Annotated in this window: 15 protein-coding genes; 7 read left to right on the forward strand and 8 right to left on the reverse strand. The window is 64.5% G+C overall.

Features of this window, described 5'->3' with window-relative positions; translation table 11 throughout:
• Positions 1-21 precede the first annotated feature (21 nt).
• Positions 22-579 (forward strand): ankyrin repeat domain-containing protein, encoded by a 558-nt coding sequence (locus tag D7V88_RS12810; RefSeq protein WP_120540940.1) that lies wholly within the window; start codon positions 22-24, stop codon positions 577-579.
• A 52-nt stretch (positions 580-631) separates the two neighbouring features.
• Here the strand turns inward: D7V88_RS12810 and D7V88_RS12815 are convergent, their stop codons facing one another.
• A complete protein-coding gene (locus tag D7V88_RS12815; protein ID WP_120540920.1) occupies positions 632-2,536 on the reverse strand; it encodes a transketolase in 1,905 nt (634 codons plus the stop codon).
• A gap of 207 nt (positions 2,537-2,743) precedes the next feature.
• On the opposite strand from D7V88_RS12815, the gene tal reads away from it, so the two are divergent.
• Positions 2,744-3,865, forward strand: coding sequence for a transaldolase (gene tal, locus D7V88_RS12820; RefSeq protein WP_120540921.1), 1,122 nt, complete (start codon positions 2,744-2,746; stop codon positions 3,863-3,865).
• Here tal and D7V88_RS12825 read toward each other — a convergent pair.
• Complete coding sequence (locus tag D7V88_RS12825) at positions 3,862-4,461, reverse strand: hypothetical protein (protein WP_120540922.1); 600 nt, start codon at positions 4,459-4,461, stop codon at positions 3,862-3,864. The genes tal and D7V88_RS12825 overlap by 4 nt on opposite strands.
• Positions 4,462-4,613: 152 nt before the next feature.
• Between D7V88_RS12825 and D7V88_RS12830 the strand changes: the two genes are divergently transcribed.
• Positions 4,614-6,050 (forward strand): hypothetical protein, encoded by a 1,437-nt coding sequence (locus D7V88_RS12830; protein WP_120540923.1) that lies wholly within the window; start codon positions 4,614-4,616, stop codon positions 6,048-6,050.
• Positions 6,051-6,177: 127 nt separating this feature from the next.
• On the opposite strand, the gene D7V88_RS12835 is transcribed toward D7V88_RS12830, so the two are convergent.
• From D7V88_RS12835 to D7V88_RS12860, 6 genes are all read right to left on the reverse strand, one after another.
• Positions 6,178-6,825: a hypothetical protein gene (locus D7V88_RS12835; RefSeq protein WP_120540924.1), complete on the reverse strand. Its 648-nt coding sequence runs from the start codon at positions 6,823-6,825 to the stop codon at positions 6,178-6,180.
• A gap of 76 nt (positions 6,826-6,901) precedes the next feature.
• Entirely contained in the window at positions 6,902-8,245 is a 1,344-nt protein-coding gene (locus D7V88_RS42580; protein WP_147448709.1) for a cyclic GMP-AMP synthase DncV-like nucleotidyltransferase, read from the reverse strand.
• Between the two features lie 7 nt (positions 8,246-8,252).
• Positions 8,253-8,696 carry a Mov34/MPN/PAD-1 family protein gene (locus tag D7V88_RS12845; protein ID WP_158625073.1) on the reverse strand — a complete coding sequence of 148 codons (444 nt, stop codon included), beginning with the start codon at positions 8,694-8,696 and terminating at the stop codon, positions 8,253-8,255.
• Positions 8,697-8,734: 38 nt separating this feature from the next.
• Positions 8,735-10,480, reverse strand: coding sequence for a ThiF family adenylyltransferase (locus D7V88_RS12850; protein ID WP_120540927.1), 1,746 nt, complete (start codon positions 10,478-10,480; stop codon positions 8,735-8,737).
• Positions 10,481-10,484: 4 nt separating this feature from the next.
• Positions 10,485-11,555: a nucleotidyltransferase domain-containing protein gene (locus D7V88_RS12855; RefSeq protein WP_120540928.1), complete on the reverse strand. Its 1,071-nt coding sequence runs from the start codon at positions 11,553-11,555 to the stop codon at positions 10,485-10,487.
• A gap of 20 nt (positions 11,556-11,575) precedes the next feature.
• Complete coding sequence (locus D7V88_RS12860; RefSeq protein WP_120540929.1) at positions 11,576-13,531, reverse strand: SAVED domain-containing protein; 1,956 nt, start codon at positions 13,529-13,531, stop codon at positions 11,576-11,578.
• Between the two features lie 200 nt (positions 13,532-13,731).
• On the opposite strand from D7V88_RS12860, the gene D7V88_RS12865 reads away from it, so the two are divergent.
• From D7V88_RS12865 to D7V88_RS12880, 4 genes are all read left to right on the forward strand, one after another.
• Positions 13,732-14,247 (forward strand): RNA polymerase sigma factor, encoded by a 516-nt coding sequence (locus D7V88_RS12865; RefSeq protein WP_158625074.1) that lies wholly within the window; start codon positions 13,732-13,734, stop codon positions 14,245-14,247.
• Between the two features lie 418 nt (positions 14,248-14,665).
• A complete protein-coding gene (locus D7V88_RS12870; RefSeq protein ID WP_158625075.1) occupies positions 14,666-17,191 on the forward strand; it encodes a CHAT domain-containing protein in 2,526 nt (841 codons plus the stop codon).
• Between the two features lie 33 nt (positions 17,192-17,224).
• Positions 17,225-17,560 carry a hypothetical protein gene (locus tag D7V88_RS42585; protein ID WP_147448710.1) on the forward strand — a complete coding sequence of 112 codons (336 nt, stop codon included), beginning with the start codon at positions 17,225-17,227 and terminating at the stop codon, positions 17,558-17,560.
• Between the two features lie 15 nt (positions 17,561-17,575).
• On the forward strand, positions 17,576-18,994 hold the full coding sequence (locus D7V88_RS12880) for a hypothetical protein (RefSeq protein WP_147448711.1): 1,419 nt from the start codon (positions 17,576-17,578) through the stop codon (positions 18,992-18,994).
• The last annotated feature ends 29 nt before the right edge of the window (positions 18,995-19,023 follow it).

Here is a 19,023-nt window from a genome sequence, read left to right on the forward strand (position 1 = left end):
AGCCAGGAAGGACCCCCGCCCATGAGCACCCCGACCGACCCGAAGCACCCCGCCCCCCCGCCGGGAGCGGGCCTCGACGAGGCCGCCCTGCAGGAGCAGGCGAGGAGCGCCTTCACCTTCCTACGCGCGGGGGACACCCAGGCGTTGCGCCAACTGCTCGACGCCGGGCTGCCCCTGGGCGTGCGCAACGAGCGCGGGGACTCGCTGCTGATGCTGGCCAGCTACCTCGGCCATGCGGAGATCACCCGGCTGCTGCTGGAGCGTGGAGCGGAGCCGGAGCGGCCCAACGACGGCGGACAGACGCCGCTCGCCGGGGCGGCCTTCAAGGGCCACCTCGCCATCGCCACGCTGCTGCTGGACCGGGGCGCGCGGGTGGATGGCGCGGGCCCGGATGGGCGCACGCCGCTGATGTTCGCGGCCATGTTCGACAAGCTGGAGATGGTGGAGCTGCTGCTCCAGCGCGGCGCGGACCGGAACCACCGGAGCGCGGACGGGAGCACGGTCCTGGCCGCCGCCCGCTCCATGGGCGGCACGCGCGTGGCCGCCCATCTGGAAGCCCTGGCGGCGGGACAGTCCTGATAGTTCGCGGGCCTGGAGGCGCCTTCCCCGGGCGCCCCAGGCTCGCAAGGCCTCACGCGTTCGTGTGGCCCCAGGTGCCCTCCTCCGGCTTCTCCCGGCCCTCCGTGTCCAGCGGCGAGTCCTCCACCAGCGAGGTGACGCTGTCGACGATGTGCTCCGCGTCGATGCCGGCCGCGCTCAGGAGCTCCGCCGGCTTGCCGGAGCCAGGCAGCTTCTTCACCGCGAGGCGCACCACGGTGGGCAGTTGCTCGCGCTCCCCCGTGAAGGCCTCCAGCACCGCGTCGCCCAGGCCGCCCTCGGCCCAGTGGTCCTCGACCACCACGAGCCGGCCCTGCGCCTCGCGCGCGGCCTTGCGCAGCGTCTTCACGTCCACCGGCTTCACCGAATAGAGGTCGATGACGCGCACCAGGACGCCGTCCTGCTTCAGGAGTTCGTACGCCTTGAGCGCTTCGTGCAGCGTGATGCCGGCGGCCACCACCGTCGCCACGTCCTGGTCGGACTGCCGCAGCACCTTGCTCCCGCCGATGGGGAACTCCTCCGACGCGGGGTACAGCACCGGCGTCTTCTCCCGCGTGCTGCGCAGGTAGGTGATGCCCTTGCGCTCCACCAACTGCGCCAGCAGCTTCGCGGTCTGGTTCGCGTCGCTCGGGTAGACCACGGTGCTGCCGCCCACCGCGCGCATCATCGCCAGGTCCTCCAGCGCCATCTGTGACGGGCCGTCCTCGCCAATGGAGACGCCCGCGTGGCTGCCGCACAGGTGCACCGTGGCGTTGGAGATGGCCGCCATGCGGATCTGATCGTACGCGCGCGACAGGAAGGCCGCGAAGGTGCTCACGAAGGCGCGCTTGCCCAGCACCGCCATGCCCACCGCGGTGGACACCATGTTCTGCTCGGCGATGTACATCTCGAAGTAGCGCTGGGGATGCGCCTTCTTGAACTCCTGCGAGTACGTGGAGTTGGAGACCTCCGCGTCCAGCGCCACCACGTCCGGGCGCGCGTTGCCCAGCGCCAGGAGCGCGTCGCCGTACGCCTTGCGCGTGGCCTCCTTCTGGCCGACCTCATACGTGGGCAGCTTCAGCGGCGCGGCCGCGTCCTGGCCGGAGGGCTTCTTCGCCTCCGGCTTCTTCACCTGGATGCGCACATCGCGCAGGCCGCCCAGCTCCTGGATGGCCTCCTTCGCCTTGTCCTCTGGAAGTGGCTTGCCGTGCCAGCCGTCCTTGTTGGCGATGAGCGAGTAGCCGTGGCCCTTCTCCGTCTTGAAGACGAGGCAGGTGGGCTGGCCCTTCTTGCCCTGGGCTTCTGCGAACGCGCGGTCGATGGCGCCCAGGTCATGTCCGTCCACGGCCACCGCGTGCCAGCCGAAGGCCCGGGCCCGGGCGAGATACGCCTCCGCGTTCCAGCCCAGCTCCGTCTGCGTACTCTGGCCCAGGCGGTTCATGTCGATGAGCGCGCAGAGGTTGTCGAGCTTGTAGTGACCGGCCTTGTCGAACGCCTCCCACACGGAGCCTTCTGCGGTCTCGCTGTCGCCCATCATCACGTAGGTGCGGAAGGGCAATTGGTCCAACCGGGCGGTCAGCGCCATGCCCACGCCAATGGCCAGGCCCTGCCCCAGGGAGCCGGTGGCCACGTCCACGAGCGGCAGCACGTGCGGGTTGGGGTGGCCCTCCAGGCGGCTGCCGAACTGGCGCAGCGTCAGCAGTTCCTTGTCGTCGATGGCGCCCGCCGCCTTGAACGCGGAGTAGAGGACCGGGCAGGCGTGCCCCTTGGAGAGCACGAAGCGGTCGTTGTGGGGGGCCTTGGGCTGCTGGAAGTCGAAGCGCAGGTACTTCTGGAACAGCACCGCCAGGATGTCCGCGGCGGACATGGACGAGCTGGGATGGCCCGAACCCGCCGCCGTGGTGCAGCGGATGCTGTCGATGCGCAACTGCGCCGCGAGGTCCGCCAAGGTGTCCGCCATCGTCTCGCTCCCGGAAATAGGGGGCACACCGGTGCCCTCCGTACTGTGTTGACTGACCCGCCCTGGGAGAAGCGGTCCACCCTGCCGGCCCCGGACCCAGGCAGAATCCGCGAGTGCCTGCCCGCCTGCTCGGACATGGGGGGCGGGACGTGGTCATTTTCAGAGAACGCCATCCGGGAGCCTTCGCGCCCCGCCGGAGAGAACCCCATGAATCCGCTTCGACAGCTTGCCGAGCTTGGCCAATCCCTCTGGGTGGACAATCTCCAGCGCAGCTACATCACGAAGGGCACCCTGAAGAAGTTCATCGACGAGGACGGGCTCAAGGGCCTCACCTCCAACCCCACCATCTTCCAGAAGGCGGTGTCGGGCAGCGAGGACTACCAGGACCTCTTCGACGGGGCGAAGGGCAAGGGCATCAACGGCAACGACCTGTACGAGAAGCTGGCGGTGCGCGACGTCCAGGGCGCGGCCGACATCCTGACCCCGGTCTATCAGGCGACGAAGGGCCAGGACGGCTACGCGTCGCTGGAGGTGTCACCCCGGCTCGCGCTCAACACGGAGGGCACGCTGGAGGAGGCGCGGCGGCTGTGGAAGACGCTCGCCCGTCCCAACGTGATGATCAAGGTGCCGGGCACGGTGCAGGGGCTGCCGGCCTTCGAGGAGCTCACCGCCGAAGGCATCAACGTCAACGTGACGCTGCTCTTCAGCCAGGAGCGCTACAAGGCCATCGCCGAGGCCTACGTGTCCGGCCTGGAGAAGTTCGCCGCGTCGGGCGGGGACGTGAGCCGCGTCGCGAGCGTGGCGTCGTTCTTCATCAGCCGCATCGACGCCGCGGTGGACAAGGAGATTGAAAAGAAGCTGAAGGCGGGCGCCACGCCCGAGCAGCAGAAGGCGCTGGAGGGCCTGAGCGGCAAGGTGGCCATCGCCAACGCGAAGCTCGCCTACCGCACCTTCAAGCAGGTCTTCAGCGGCGCGCGGTGGGAGGCGCTCGCGAAGAAGGGCGCGAAGGTGCAGCGCGTGCTCTGGGCAAGCACCAGCACCAAGAGCCCCAAGCTGCGCGACGTGCTCTACGTGGAGGAGCTCATCGGCAAGGACACGGTGAACACCATGCCGCCCGCGACGATTGATGCGTTCCGGGACCACGGCAAGGTGCGCCCGAGCCTGGAAGAGGACCTGCCGGGCGCGGAGGCGACGATGCGCCAGTTGGAGACCGCCGGCATCTCCATGAAGAGCGTCACGGACCAACTGTCCACCGACGGCATCCGCCTGTTCGAGGAGTCCTTCGACCAGTTGCTGTCCGCGGTGGGCGAGAAGCTCGCGAAGACCTAACGCGGCGAAGGCACCGCCAGCGCCGCTGGCGGCGGGAGGTTCGCGACCTTGCGAACCTCGAAGGTGCCCAGACCCGACAGGGGGCCGTCCAGCGCGGGCCCCCGCATCACCGTGCCGTCCGCCTCCAGCGTCCCATGGAAGATGGCGTCCAGTCCGCCTTGGACGGTGAAGTGGATGTCATCGGGAGACTCGGGGCGCTGGAGCGCGGTGAACACGCCACGCAACCATCCATCGAGCTGCTTCGTCTCCGAGCGAGACTTCACGGCCACCATCACCGAATAGGCCCGCCGGGCCTTTCCTGTCCCGGAAGTGCCGCAGGCCTGCGCGGAGTTCACCCAGCGCCAGGCCGAGTACAGCTCGTCGTCACAGAAGGTCCTCATGGGAGGACCAACCTGCTCCACCGTCAGGTCCCAGGTGGCGCTGCCCCCCGACATGAAGCGCACCTCCCAGCGGCCGTCCAGCCGGTCCGTGACCCACCGACGGTCCTGCTCCGTGGGGCGCATCTCCGCCGTTCTGGAGGACCAGACCCACGGGGTCACGATGAGCGCGGCGACGAAGAAGCAGCCAATGGCAAGACGCGGCAGGGTTCGGGACATCGCGCTTCTCCAGCGAGGAAGGCAGGCCGGCACTGTACCGGGAGCGCGGACACCCCGGCGTCCTAAAACACTCGCACCCCCTCGGGGTGCTCCTTGAAAGTCAATTGCCTGCACGCGACCTTCCGGACGCTTCGCGCCGGAAGGAGAAGACAATGCATGTCAGGAATTGGAGTGCCCTGGGGTGGCTGGGGCTGGTGGTGGCCGGATGTGGGGGAGAGATGCTTCCCACCACCACCCCGGGGGTGGAGGACGCCCGTGAGGTGACGGCCCAGGCGTGCCCCGTCGGGGTGGCGTCACGGGTGAAGGCCATCAACTCCACCCTGGCCAATCCCACGGATGTGCAGGGGACGTTCTACTTCACCACCGGCGCCCCCGGGGGCGGCACCATCCTGTGGCGCAGCGATGGCACGGATGCGGGCACCGTCCAGGTGAGGGTGTTTCCGACGGGCATCTACGCGCCCGGGGACACCGCCGCGGTGGGCAACACGCTCTACTTCCAGCTCGCCGAACTGGGCACGACGACGGAACAGCTCTGGTTGAGCGACGGGACGTCCAGTGGAACCCGGTTCCTCAGGTCCTTCCCGCGCGACAGCAACCTCGGGCCCGCCACGCTGTTCAGCCTCACCGACATCAGTGGCCGGCTGGTCTTCTTCCACGTACCGCCGGGAGGGCAGCCCGAGCTGTGGCGTTCGGATGGGACGAGCGCGGGCACGCAGCGGGTCGCGCAGCTTCCCGGGGTGCTCGGACTTGCCCAGGGCCAGACCCTGCACGTCGGCAACGCCCTGCTCTTCTTCCGCTCCCAGGGCGGGAGCACCACGTTGTGGCGCACCGATGGCACGAGCGCGGGCACGCGCGCCCTCAAGCAGGTGGATGCGGGAGCGGTGCGCATCACGGAGGTGAGCCTGGCAGGGAGCCCGGGCCTGTTCATCTTCCAGGACGGCCCGAACCACGAGGTCTGGAAGACGGATGGCACGGCGGGGGGGACGTTCCGGCTGGAAGCGTTCGGCAGGCCCGTCCAGTTGCTCGGGACGCTGGGCTCCTTCGTCTACCTGGCGTCCTCGGAGCCGCCGACGAACCGGCTGCGCATCGACCGTCTGTCATTGGGCGGCGGTGGCAAGACGCTCATCACCACCCTGCCCCGGAACCCGGGGGACCCGTTGCCGCAGGTGCAGCGGACGACCGTTTCCGGAGGCAGCCTCTACTTCTCGGTGGCCCTGATTGGCCCGGACGGACTGCGCCAGGAGGTCTCGCTGTGGACGAACAATGGAACCGCCGCGGGGACCCGCCAGCTCTCCCGCACGTTGGCCCTGGATGACTACAACCAGTCCCCCGTGTTCGCCACCGGCGGGGGCGTCGTCTTGTTCCACCAATCCATCAACGCGGTCTCCATGCCCTGGTTCACCCGGGGCACCGTGGCGACGACCGGGCAGTTGTCGGACGTCGTGGTCCTGGGGGGTTCGAATCCCAGGCAGGAGCCGTTCGTCCGCTCGGGCAACCGCATCTTCTTCTCCGCCATCGAGCAGACCGGCCTCGCCCAACTCTGGTCCGCGCCGCCTAGCTTCACCTGCCCACCGGGGTTGAGCGAATAACGTCCGGGAAGGCAGACGCCGGGGGCGGCTATCGCCCCCGGCGCACGCGGACGGGTGCGTGCGTCCGGAGTAAAGCGGTTCCCGCGTGTGGACGCCTGGACGCGGATCGCGGTCCTTCGCGCCGCCGTCAGAAGCGCACGGCAAGGAGGGGCACAGCGGGCCGAGGCTGCCACCGAAGGGTGCGCACACTCTCGCGGCGGGCCTGGAGATCGCGCAGCTCCTCTTCCAGCAGGGTGCGCTCTTCGATGAGAGCGTCGCGCCGGCCCTTCTTGGCTTGGGCTGCCCGCGAGCCACCGCTGAAGCCCCCGATGATGAGTCCCACGCCCACCGTGCCTGGCACCGCGAAGATCAGACCCGCGACCATGAGCACGGCCCCCGTGTCTCCCGACGTGTCCAGACCTGCGGCAATGAAGGGAAGCCCGATGAGCAGCAGCGGGGCGAGGACGAAGCCGATGATGGTCATCACCTTGTAGCCAGCGGGGCGGCCCAGACGGATGGAGTTGATCTCCCCCTGGAGCAGGCTTACCCGCTGCGACAGTTCCTGGATGCGCGCATCCAGACCTTCGTCCGTGCCCATCTCCTGGCTGTCCCGAGCATCGTTGTCTTGAAACGGCGCTGCGGGAAAGAGCTCCAGCTCCAAGCCCGTGGGCGACTGCGCCACGAGCAGCCGCGCGGACAGGGGGCGTCCATCGAAGGACGGCGCGGGTGACACCAGGGACAGCGAGGAAGAGGTGGGCAGTGAGGCCAGCAGGACGGCGGCGACCAGCGACAGCATGGCAGGCGATCCTTTCGCGAATGCGGCGGCAGGACGAACCTAGCACGGCATTCCCTGGGAATGCTTCCGACGGGTCCTACCCTCCAGACACACGTACATGCCTGACGCCCCGGGCCACCACATGGCCATCCTTGATAACTGAACAAATGATGGAGTACCGACCTGACTGGCCTGCTTCATGCCAGAAATCCTTGCCCTCACCATCCTGACTTCGCCATGGCGCATCGCAACCGGATGCAGCCACCCCCGCCTTCCGAACGAGCCAATGCACTCGAAAGGGCGCGGTGAACTCGAACCTCTTCTTCAGTGAGCAGCGGAGCCAGCCCCCGGTAGGAACAAGTGTCTTGTCCTTATAGACACGCGTCACGGGCCCAGCCATGGAACTCGCATGACTGATCCGGAACTTCAAAGGGGCCGGGGACTCGCGCGCCGCCATCATCCTGGCCTGCGCCGCCTGCTTCTTCCAGTATGGGTGGTTGAACACCTGATCCCAGGCGGAAAGTGCGCGTGCTTCGAGACAAACGGAACTCTTCAAGACCTCCAACTGAGGAAGGACGAAGTCCAGCTTCTCAAGGAGCCTCCCCACCTGAGCACGCGTTTGCGGTCTTGAAGTCAAGCTCTCGTCAACGGCGACAGGAGATCGGACCTCCAGCGATTCCTTTAAACGTGCCTGCAAGACGACAAGGGTCTTGTAGAAAGCGGCGTCATCACGCTCTGGATCAGGCTGGTAGACCTCGGAGGCCAGGGCGGAAAGAATCATTCCTCCCGGCAGTTCCCATGACACACGTGAGCGCGCGAAGGCCTTAAGCAAGCGGACAACTCTCTGAAACTGTCCAGGACCAACGTGCCCGCCGACCGGGCTCTGGCCTTGGTTCCGCTGTTCAAACCATGCATTGACGGCTTCGGGGTCCCGGGGCCGCCATTGGGCACTTGCATGCTCCAGGACAGGCCTCCCCTTCGAGTCCCGAGACTCACGATAGACCGCAAGGTCGACGTGCTCTCCCTGCGTGTACCAGACAGTCACGGCATTTGTCCGCGCTATTGGCTTGGTGGCGAAGTTGTTCAGCGAGGCACGCAAAGCCTCGGCCACGCGCTGTCGCGCACGCAGAGCAATGTTCGGGAGGTCTTCCTTTTTGAAGATCACTGCGACGTCGATATCGTACTGTTTCCTGCGATGCTGGTTCAGGGTATGCATCGCATAGCTTCCCTGATTGAGCTTCCGCACATACCCAGGATAGCCGGCCGGACCGCGGCGCTTCTCGCCCAACTTGCGAAGCCCCTTTTCGAGCAGTCCGAGGCATGCATCCCGATGATTCGCGAGTTCCTGCTTCAGCTCCATTCCCAGACGAACATGGTCTCGATAGAATGTCTCGAAATGCCCCTGGACGCCATATACCCCGCCTGACTCATCGGCACTCATGAATGATTCACCTCTGACACAGAATGATGATTTCGCGAGAGTCTCGGCGCCCTTCCCAGACACATATTCCGTGAGTCCCGACGATGATAAAGAAGAGCGACGAACCCTCGAACCGATCCTCGCGCAGGCGACGATTCCAGTCCCCTAGGTCGACCAGGGAGGGCGACGGAATGGGCTCCGGATGGGTGTGCCATTCGCCCAGGTACAGACACGTACCCCCGGAATTTTTCCACCGCTCGTCAATGACCTGCTGGTGCCGGGCCCGCCCCCGGTAGAAGGACAGCGGTCGGCGCCTGTCTCCTGGCAGCGGGCAGGTCACTTCATCAATCACAACGTCCGGGCTGTTCAGGATGCGCCGTCCCAGAAGGATGCCCCCGGCCTCCAGTTGATGCGGCTCCAGTTGCTGTAACTCCAGCATCCGCATGAGCGGCGCGGAGTCGATCTTCACCACGCCGTCCCCTGCCCGAAACACGCTCCCCGCGCCAGGGCTTACTTCCCACTGCATATCGGACAGTCCTCGCGAATGTATCCGAAGGGATCAAGCGCCTTCGAGAACAACTCTGTCACGGAGAAACCCTCGTCCTCGAATGGCTTGCGCTCTCCCCTCCATGACAGCAGTGGCGCATCCGAGACCTCGCCGCGCAGCGCTCGCAAGGCCAGCCGGGTGGCCAGTTCTGCAGTACGCTGCGCATCCAGGTCCGCGAAGGGGAGATAGCGGCTTCCACACCCCAACGTGTCGCGCGTATAGACAGCGTCTGGGCTCGCGAATGCCGCACGATTCTGGATCGCGCCCCCTTCCACCGGACGACTGTAGAGGCATTTCAGACACCCGCGCGGGAAGCCATCCGGCTTGCTGCGGTGGGTTAGTAGTGCGTGGCCACCTACTCCCAAGGGCTCCAGCCAGGTGAAAATGACCGGAGGATGTTTGGTGTCCGACCAGACGCGCTTATTCAGATCGAGGTCCATGGTCGGATGCCCCATCGCGGAGATAACCAAGTCGTTCTCCAGCAGCAGCGAAGCGTTGCTGTCGAGCAGCCTTTCGAACCGGCCTCGATATGCATTGACCGAAACATAAGGAATAGCGCGTTCAATTTCCCACTGAAGCCCTACGACCTTGCTAATCCCCGCCCAGGATAGCCCACAGACATGCCGATACGTATTCTCCAATGCCAACAAGTCTGGGTCCACGAGGGAGATGCCGCCAATGCCTGCTCGAGCCAGCGAGAAAGCGATATACCCGCCAACAGCACCACATCCCGCGAGCAGCACGCGTCGCGACCGGAGGCCTTTTCCAGCTCCTCCCCGAGGAGCAAGGAAGGAATGGTCTCTACGGCGGAGGAGGACGGGCTCAATACGCGCCAATGCCTGGACATCTTCCAAAGGATGCCCACCCTGAATATCAAAAATTCGAAGGCCCAGGAGCGCCCGCTCTTCTTGAGGCCGTCGCAGCCCTACCACAACGAATAGTTCAGTCCCTTGCACATGCCCCAGCAGAAGGGAGAGCCTGATTCGGTCCTCTTCGGGTAGGGCCCTCACATGCTTGCGCAGGCCGTCAAGAGTCGCCAGTTCTCTCGGATGGAAGCCTGACGCTACTCGCTCCGCACCAAGCGGAAGGTAAAGGGCGAACTTCGACTCCAGCCCCTCCATCCCGCCTGGTGCGCGCGATGCGACATACTCGGCCACATCATCCACGACAGCCCGAAGTTCATCGCCTTTTGATAGGACCCAAATTGGTGCCGGATGTTCTCCTAGGGTGACGACACATTCAACACCTCGCTGAGCCATTTGCCCCCAATAGACAAAGGCTTCTCTCGCGAACTCAGATGCGCGCTTGGAGTCCGGAAGCATGCGCTCCAGCAGATTTCGGGTAAACGCCAGTGCGTCCAGGACAATGGCGTAGGGCTCGTCGGCGTCCAGCAGGTTAGCATCCTGAGGAAAACACACCTTGCCTTGCCCCTGCGCAGACAGATGCGGAAGCTCCCCCACGGGGGGAAACATCTCGAGAACCTCAATTTCAGGCAGACACCGGGGAAACTCCGTCGGAAGCGAAACTTGAAGATGGACCGTGTGTCCTGCCACGACCATCCGCCCCGAGAGCGTGCAATGAATAGCGCGCGGTTCGGACGTCGGCGCTCCCGCTGGGAGCCACCAGATTTGGCAGTCCTTCAGCACCCCGCCCAGGTCGATGCGCCTGAGTGTCTCTTCGTGCATCATCGATATGGATTGAGCTATCATTGGATCACGCTGATATTCCACTGGAGACGATGGCCCGGCCTCCTCCGCTGCCAGTGTCCTTCTTGTCAGGGACGGGGAATTCCTCACCGAAGTGCTGACGCATCAACTGGCACGCTCGCACGGTGTCGGGCTCGTTGGTCACTTCTTCCAAACGGTCTCGCAGTTGGACGAGCCTGTCTCGGAAGGTCGTCATCTGCCCGTCCGACATCCGCTCGAAGATGTCGAGCCCCGGCGCCACGGGAACCTGCACGGTGAGTCGGTAGAGCGGTGAGTTGTCCTCCTCGTTCACGCCGATCCACTGGAATTGCTCCACCATCTTCTTGACGAAGGTCCTCATGGCCCTGAGGTCGTCAACGTTGGTCCGCCCCGCGTAGGCGTCGACGTGGACCTCGGGCTGGAACCACATCCCGGCCGCCACTGTAAGTCCAATGCCGGAAGGAGCATTGCTTCCATCCGTCTTGAACTTCTCCGTCTTCCAGCGCTTCAGTGCCCGAATGACCCGTAGGAATTGCGCGCGCTGTTCGTCCTTGAAGCGGTTCTCCACCCAGGTGGTGAGCCCCTGGGGATCCGACTCCTCCCACCACCGGTTATCCTCGTCGGAGCCACGCTGGCCCTTCGCGAGGAAGAGTCGCTTCTGGCTGCTGTCGGGATCCTCATAGGCATAGACGGCCAGGTCGACGTGGTAAGCCTGCTCTCCATCCAGCCGGTAAATCACGGTGACACAGGACTTTTTGACCTTCGTCCCCAGCACCGTGTGGCCCTCCAAGACATCAGCCACCAGGATCTTCAGGTCGGCGGGGTTCTCGTAGTCCCCCTTGGAACAATTGAAGCGAAGCCCCACGTCAATGTCGTAGTCCCCGTCCGCAGGCCAGATGCCCGTGTCCATCTGGTAGCTACCCTGGTTGAAGTCGGAGAAGGACGGTACCTCCTTGCCCTCCTTGCGCATCTCTGCGAACCCCGTGCGGAGTTTCTCCAGGATGATGTCTCGCTTCTCCCTCAGCGTCTTTCCCTCGGTGTTCCAGCCGAGACGGATCTTCTTGTCGAACTCGATGAGCTGATTCTGGACGTTGGCCATGACGGGGACTGCCTCCTTGTCTATTTGAAGATCTTGACGGAACGCTTGCCCTGGGCGGCAGCCTGAAGGCTCAGTCGCCATTTGTAGGCTGGCCGCTCGGTTCGTCCGTAGTTGTAGATGAAGCACTCGGGAAGCCATGTCGCTGCCAGTACCTTTCCCAGGAGGAATGCCACGCTCACCGGAACGGCGGCGAAGACATGGATGCTCCGCAAGGGCCGAAGAGGACTTCCGGAAATGTACTGGTCCAGCGCGTCCTGAATTTTTTGCACGTAGAGCTTGAGTTGCTCTTCCTGACGAACACTTCCCCGCTTGGGCATTTGCAGTGAGAAGTGCATGTCAAGCGCCACCTCAGGATCGGGCAACACTTGTCTGCAGTCCTCCAGGCTCACGGGTGCAGAGACCGAAAGGCGCAATCGCGCGGTATCTCCAGACTCGCGTGGCTGGACGTCGCTTTCCAGGGTGGACAGGAACGTCTCGTTTCCGGCTTCCCACTGGAACCGGTTCGATACGTATTCGAAGACGTGCACATCACGGCTCTTCGCCAGGAACCCGGCCAGAGCCGCCAGCGGCACATAGGGGAAGCCGTAGTACCCTACGTCGGCGTCTCGCTCCGAGTAGGCCATCCGCAGAGTTCCGTCTGGCGCGGAGAGCCGCGCTACTTCCTCCGGCAGATTCTTCCATTCGCGCTGCTCTAGCAACGCCGTCTGGTCGATGGAGATCACATGGGCCTGCCGGTCATTGAAAAGCGCGGGCGCGTCTGCGGGTTCCGGATCCACCGCAACCCGGGAATAGGCCTCATGGCGGATGAGGATGAGCTTCCGGAAGGAGGGACCCGAGACAGGGGGAGGCTTGGTGAAGGGGGTGAGCGCCGTCTCATCACCGGCACGCGCATAAAGTTGGAGCGATAGCCAGTCCCTGTATTTCGTCTGGGTGCGAAGCTTTTTCCGCGCTTCGGAGAGAGCGGTGCGCAGGTTCTTGCGTTGCTGGAGGAGCCCGTCATAGAGGACCTCCGTGAGGATGACGGAGCCCTCGCACATCAAGGGCATTCGTGAGGCAATAACCGCGGGGATCTCTCGACTGTGAAGCATGCTGGCCATGCTCCCCACGAGGTTCGCGGGTTCGCCCGAATCTCCTCCCTGGCAAGAACAGAGCGTGACCAGCCGCAAGGACGAAGCTCGGCGTCCCGAGAAAATCAGGTCCTGAAATTCGCGCGCGTCGATATGCTCCGATTCCGCAGGAGAGTCCACCGAGCTGAATGACAGTCCATACGCGCTACCGCCCACCCGTGTCCCATGGCAGAGCAGGTGGAGGACGGTCACGGGACGGTCCTTTTCCTCCAACTTCCTCACCAAGCTCGCGCGCGATACTTCAGAGAGCACATCCTGCTTCGGATCGAAGAGTATCTGTGTCCCATCGCATGCGTCGCGAATGGCATTGATGTGGGCGCTGGCTGGTACGGCGCCCCCGGCACTTGAATAGGCGAACAGGATACGACCTGTCAGTGGACGGAGAGGGTCCCGGGGAGGACTTGGTAGGCACTCATATTGGATATGGCAGTCATCCAGCGCCACCAGACGCTTCTCCGATCCCCGCAGCCTCAACAGTTCCCAGGGGAGGTAGTTCAACTCCTCCGCGTTCTTCGTTTGGATGACGAGGTGAACAGGGCGCGGTGGGCTCGCCTTCAGGGCATCTTCGATCTGCTTTTCTGCCGCAGGCCAATCCGAGCCCCTCAGGAAGTCTTGCAGGCATCGAACGAGGCCCTCCATCACCTTTGACCCAGGCTCAAGTCTGTCCCAGAACTCCAGCGCATTGCGGATCTCCTGATTGCTCCAGTCAAAGCTGACAGGAGCGCTTCGACCCTTCCCCACCTCCACCAAATACTGCCTCTCCTTCCAGGGGAAGGGACTGAAGGCCTCGACCTTCTCGGTGCAGGTGAACGTCAGGATGATTTCCAGCGGCTGACCGACCGGCTTCAAGGTGGGAACTCCCCGGGCTGAAAAGGCCTTGTTCCCCCACAACGAAAAGGACGGGCTTTTCTTACCGACCTGCCTGGACGTGGCGCGTCGCGTCACAAAAACCCTGGGCGAAAAATCCCCAGGTAATAAAGTCCGCCCCTCACGTTGAACTGGTCGAACGAGACGCCATGGCCGACCGAACCAGCACGACGAGGAGGAGCGTGGACCCCCAGGTCGAATCCTTTATTGGGGAGATCCGGCCTTGGCTGCTCAGGCAGGCCCTCAACATCTGCAAGGATCCAACGGATTCTGATGACCTTGTACAGGAGGCCTCCGAACGGTTTCTCAAGGCCTTCGCGACTCACGCGCTGCCGCGCGAAGAACGCGAGCGATGGCTCATCACCATCATGGCGAACCGCTTCATCGACCTTTGCCGCAAGCGAAAGTCCGAGAAGCAAGGCATCGTGGACCCGACCCTGGAGAGGTTGACCTTGGGACAGCCATCCGACCCGACGCGGCTCTCTGAGAGCATTTCGGACGAGACCTTCGCCGAAAGCATGAAGAGGTTGAGTCCGGCTTTGCGCGACACCCTCAAGCTGAGGCTTGAAGGCAAGCGATACCACGAGATCGCCGAGACCCAGCGGATTCCCATTGGCGCCGTGGGCAAGCGACTGAGTGATGCGCGCCAGAAGCTCCTGCGCATGCTGGCACCATTCCTCGCCCCTGGAGATCACTGACATGTCCACCCTGTGCGACAACATCGTGCCCTTCGTGGACGGAGAGCTGTCCCCTCCAGCGGCTGACGCCTTCCGGGATCATCTTCCAGACTGCACAAGCTGCCAGATCCAGCTCTCGAACCTCCTCGTGCTGGAGCGACTGGGAGCCCGCTACATGGCCCGCCAGGGCGAGCAACACACTTCCCGGGTGAAACCCCTTCGTCGGACACCTCCCCGGCGCGCGCCGCGCTGGCACCTCGTCGCGCTCGGAGCCTCAGGGTGCGCGCTCGCCTGCGTCCTCCTCTTCAGCCTCCACGGCGCAAGGCCCCACGAGTCCACGGACGTCGAGCTCGCCTGGAACACGCCGGGCCGCACACGCGGCGCGCCCCGCCTCAGCCACCCCCGCGCCGACCGATACCGTCCGCCCCAGGCACAACTCATGGGTGGAACGGCCCATCAGGAGGAACTACCCCTCAAGGCACTTTCCCAACTGGGAGACCAGGCAGACAGAGCGGCACAGGCCGCAATGTACCTCGCGTGGGGTCGCCCCAAAGAGGCCCTGGGCACCCTCGACGCATTGGACAGCCCCTCGCCGGAAGCCCGTAACGACCGCGCTGCGGCCCTGCTGGCCCTGGGCGAAACCGCAGAGGCCCTGCGCCTCCTGGACCCGCTCATCGCCGAGCACCCCACGTTCCTTCAGGCCCGCTGGAACCGGGCCCTCGTCCTCGAAACACTCCAGTTGCCATTACTTGCCGCGCGCGACTTCCAGGAGGTAGCGCAGGGGGGGGAGCAAGGCTGGGCCCAGGAGGCCAAGCAGCGCGCGGAGCAATTGCGGTCCGACGTCTCCTCTGCGGATGGCCACTCCAGGGCCCTGCTCGACGCGGGCAACGCACTCGTGGCCACCGGTAAGCTTCCTGAAGGCTCACCGCTGGCAAAGTCGTCGCTGTTGCGTCTCTACTTTTACGAGGCCGTGCGGTCGCGCCCCTCCTCCGAGGAGGTCAGCGCACTCCTGCCGCTTGCAAAATCCCTGGATGTCGGCACGGGCAGTGACGTGCTTCAGCAATACGTGAAGCGCACAGCCCAGCGCGACTTCGCCCACCGTGGCCCCTTGGTGCGCGAATACGTCAGCCTCCTGGGCAATTTTCCTCACGACGCCCGGACGCCCGCGTTCCTCACCCGAATCCTGGATTCGGACGAGCCGGACCTCATCCTCGGCTCGCTCCTTCGCGCCGAAGCCGTCCCCGATCATCTGGAGACGTTCAAGAAGCTCGCACAGGCAAGCCAGGATCCCTGGTTCGAAATCCTCGCCCTCCAGAAACAGGGAGAAGCCTTGCTGCGCGGGGGAGATGTCTGGGGAGCCCAGTCGGTGATGGAGCGTGCCCGCGAACGATGTGACGGCACACCCATTCCCTATCGCTGCATGGACCTGGAGTTGGATCTCGCCCACCTGTATTCGCAGCTTCTCCAGCCTGATGACGTCCAACAGCACGCCCTCAAGGGATGGAAGGAGGCACGGGAGAGTAATCTGCGCGAGAGGCAGCTCCAATTCCTGGAGATGCTGGCGAAGGCTGCCCGCCTTAGAGATGACGCCCCCCTCGCGCGTGCCTACCTCCACGAATCACTCGAACGGTCACAGGGCAACAAGATCCGCGAGCACTACATCCAGCAGGAACTGGCGCACCTGGAACTGCACGTCCTGGACTTCGACCGAGCGCGGGCGGCCATCGACCGCGCGCTTGCCACAGGTCGGCCCCTGACACTGCATGGCGCCGCTGCCCTGTCGGACATTGCGAGGCAGCGGCCCGATCCGAAAGATGCTCAGACGATGAGCGAGGCCGTCGCCGCCGAAGGGCCGTTGTCCCCAGGGAAGCATGCACTGGCCCTTCACTATCTGGGCCGTTTCCAGTTGGAGAAGGACCGGGTTCGAGGGCAGGCGCAGCTCCGTGAAGCCATCGTGAAGGCCGAAGCAGCGGGTGCACAAGACGAGGATGCCCGGCACGCCAGGACCTACAGTTTCACCGCGCTCATCATGGACGAGGCGAAAGCCCATAACTTCCAGGCTGCGGCACGGCTGTTCGGCGAGGAGTTGCGGGGGGAGATACCTGCGCGGTGCATGCTCGCGCTCACGGTGGACAGCGAGCGGAGCCTTGTGGTGGCCCGTGGCATGGATGGGGCCACACTGGGTTACTACGAGGGGAGCAGGACCCAGCGAGTGAAGAAGGACGCACCGAACCTTGTCCCTCCCGAAGCCCTGACGGCGCTAGCACCCTGCGAGACGATCCAGGTGCTGGCCAGACCGCCCCTGCAAGGGCTCCCCGCGATGCTGCCCGCGGCCTTCGCCTGGAGTTACCGGACGCAGCTTTCGACAAGACAGCCTCCGCCGGGCAAGGCCATCCACCTTGTGGTGCAGGGCGTGGAGTACGCCCCCCAGCGCAAGTTGGCTTCGCTTGTCTGGAATCCCGTCTTCGGCCCCGGTGAACAGCCCCGGTTGCTTGAGGGAGCCCAGGCCACGCCAGACCGGGTGCTCCAGGAAATGGCGGATGCAACGGAGGTCGACCTGGTGACCCATGGACTGCTGAGTCCGGTCTCGGACGCGTCCTTCCTCGTCTTCGCCCGACAGGGAGAGCAAGCCGGTTCGGATGAACTCCGAACCCAGCGACTACGCCGGGCGAAGCTGAAGGGCGCGCCTTTGGTGGTCATCGCTGCATGCCATGGAGGCCACGCTGCCCCCGTCCTCCACGAGCCCATGAGCCTCCCCAGCGCAATCATCGAAGCGGGGGCACGTGCCGTCCTGGCCGCAACCCTCCGAATTCCGGACCAGGGGGCATCGGAGTTCTTCAACGCGGTTCGAGCAAGGGTCCGGATGGGCGAGTCCCCCGCGGTGGCCCTGCGTAACGAGCGTCTGACGTGGCACCAGCAGAAACCGACCGAGACGTGGGTGGACAGCGTCCTCCTCTTCGAATGATCGCCTGACGCAGCACCCCTACAAGGAGCCAACATGACGCACGCAGCACGAGCGCTAGAGTTCGCGCGCTGGACGGGTACGCCTTTTTTCGAAGGTTGCCCGGAGGAAGGGCGCCACGTCTACGTGGACCAGAAGGAGGACCATTTCGAGGGCACTGGGGTCATCGACCCGAATCCCCGACACGTGTTCGAACTCAGGGGCACGGGCAAGGAGCAGTTGCGTCGCTTCCTCCGGCAAGTGAAGAGCGAGGGTGCCCAGGTGACGCATGGCCCCCCTCCGTTTGAGGTCAAGACGGGCGGGGACAAACCACCTACCTCGGACGGCCCGCCCCCTGGACTCAAGAGTGATGGCCAGACCATCAAGCGTTGAGCCCGAAGGAACGCTATGTCCATCCATCTGTTGCTCGCTCACGAAAACGGTCCTCATCCGGTACTGCCTCAGGGACTCCCGCTGGCGTCCGTCATCCCTGAACCCCGGCCCCGCGAAGGGGCGAAATCCAAGCACCTCTACGATCTCTCAGGAAACTTGAATGACCTCGCCACGCAAGGCTGGGCGTTGGTCGTGCCCGAGGGGGTCCGAGGTCAGGAGCTGCGGCGGCGCGTGACTCGTTTGATCGACCACCGGGCCGCGCAGCAGAAGATAAGACCAGAAGAAGTCCAGGTCTTCCCTGTCGCACCGGCAATGACCTGGCAGGAAACCGAGGAGTTTCGATGCAAGCTTTTGAAGCTAGCACCTGAAGACCAGCCTCGGTACCTACTCATCCTGGGTGACGCACACGAGGTATCCTTCGATTTCCAGCAGTATCTGGCGGTGGATCGATTCGTCGGCCGGCTCACCTTTCCCAGGGACATTGACTTCGAGCACTATGTCGACAAGGTGTTGAAGGCTGAGCAGAACCCTCCCCGCGCGAAGCGGGGCCGGACGCTCTTCTTCGCCAGCCATGACGGTACTGATGCCACGCGGCATGGATACGAACGCTTGGTCTGCCGGAGCCTGGAAGCCTGCGAAAAGAGCCACCTGCGTGGTGCCTTTCCAGCCAGCGAGGTGTTGGAGGTGGACACGGCCCCGACCGTCTCTTCGGAGGAACTCCTCGCCAGCGCAGCCAGGCCCGAGCCCACGGCGCTCCTGTCGCTCAGTCATGGGAGCGCAGGTCCCATGGACGGATGGCACTCCGCGCAAGAGCAACGTCTGCACCAGGGCGAGTTGGTCCTGGCCAACGGACAGCTCCTGACAGCCAGCGACGTAAGCCATCGCCCCTTCTTACCTGGGGGCATTTGGATCTACTTCGCATGCTTCAGCGTCGGTACTCCGGCGCGCAGCGCGTATGCACCTTGGCTCCAAAGGCTCCGGGAATTGCGCGAGGGGGGGAGGCAGCTAGAAGCCGTCCTCAGCACGGCCCCCCTGGATGGCCAGCCCTTCGTCTCGGCGTTGCCCCAGGCGGCGCTGGCCAATCCGCACGGGCCCCTTGCGGTGATAGGCCACGTGGACCTCGCGTGGTCCTACACGTACCACGACGTGGAAGGAAACAACCGCTCGGAGCGATTCACCGACGTGCTGCGAAGCTTGATGAAGCGCCGCCGGGCCGGCGTGGGCTTGCATTCACTGACCAACTCCATCGCATCCATCGATACGCGGCTATCCATGCTGTACCATCAGGACGAAGTCGCAAGGGCCGGTGGATGCGAGCCGACCCAGGAACTCCTCGACCGGGCCTACTGGTGGATGGCACGTCACGATCTCTCCACCTATGTCCTTCTTGGTGATCCGGCGGCAAGGCTCTCCATCGAGCCGCAGGAACGCTGAGGCTGGCTGGAGGTCTTCGTCTGTACCGA

The organism is Corallococcus terminator (genome assembly GCF_003611635.1).
GTDB classification, from domain to species: domain Bacteria; phylum Myxococcota; class Myxococcia; order Myxococcales; family Myxococcaceae; genus Corallococcus; species Corallococcus terminator.

Coding starts and splice junctions, on each gene's coding strand:
- D7V88_RS12830 (WP_120540923.1), top strand. CDS start 4,614: ATGCATGTCAGGAATTGGAGTGCCCTGGGGTGGCTGGGGCTGGTGGTG.
- D7V88_RS12880 (WP_147448711.1), top strand. CDS start 17,576: ATGTCCATCCATCTGTTGCTCGCTCACGAAAACGGTCCTCATCCGGTA.
- D7V88_RS12870 (WP_158625075.1), top strand. CDS start 14,666: ATGGGTGGAACGGCCCATCAGGAGGAACTACCCCTCAAGGCACTTTCC.
- D7V88_RS42580 (WP_147448709.1), bottom strand. CDS start 8,245: ATGAGTGCCGATGAGTCAGGCGGGGTATATGGCGTCCAGGGGCATTTC.
- D7V88_RS42585 (WP_147448710.1), top strand. CDS start 17,225: ATGACGCACGCAGCACGAGCGCTAGAGTTCGCGCGCTGGACGGGTACG.
- D7V88_RS12850 (WP_120540927.1), bottom strand. CDS start 10,480: ATGATAGCTCAATCCATATCGATGATGCACGAAGAGACACTCAGGCGC.
- D7V88_RS12835 (WP_120540924.1), bottom strand. CDS start 6,825: ATGCTGTCGCTGGTCGCCGCCGTCCTGCTGGCCTCACTGCCCACCTCT.
- D7V88_RS12810 (WP_120540940.1), top strand. CDS start 22: ATGAGCACCCCGACCGACCCGAAGCACCCCGCCCCCCCGCCGGGAGCG.
- D7V88_RS12855 (WP_120540928.1), bottom strand. CDS start 11,555: ATGGCCAACGTCCAGAATCAGCTCATCGAGTTCGACAAGAAGATCCGT.
- D7V88_RS12815 (WP_120540920.1), bottom strand. CDS start 2,536: ATGGCGGACACCTTGGCGGACCTCGCGGCGCAGTTGCGCATCGACAGC.
- D7V88_RS12825 (WP_120540922.1), bottom strand. CDS start 4,461: ATGTCCCGAACCCTGCCGCGTCTTGCCATTGGCTGCTTCTTCGTCGCC.
- tal (WP_120540921.1), top strand. CDS start 2,744: ATGAATCCGCTTCGACAGCTTGCCGAGCTTGGCCAATCCCTCTGGGTG.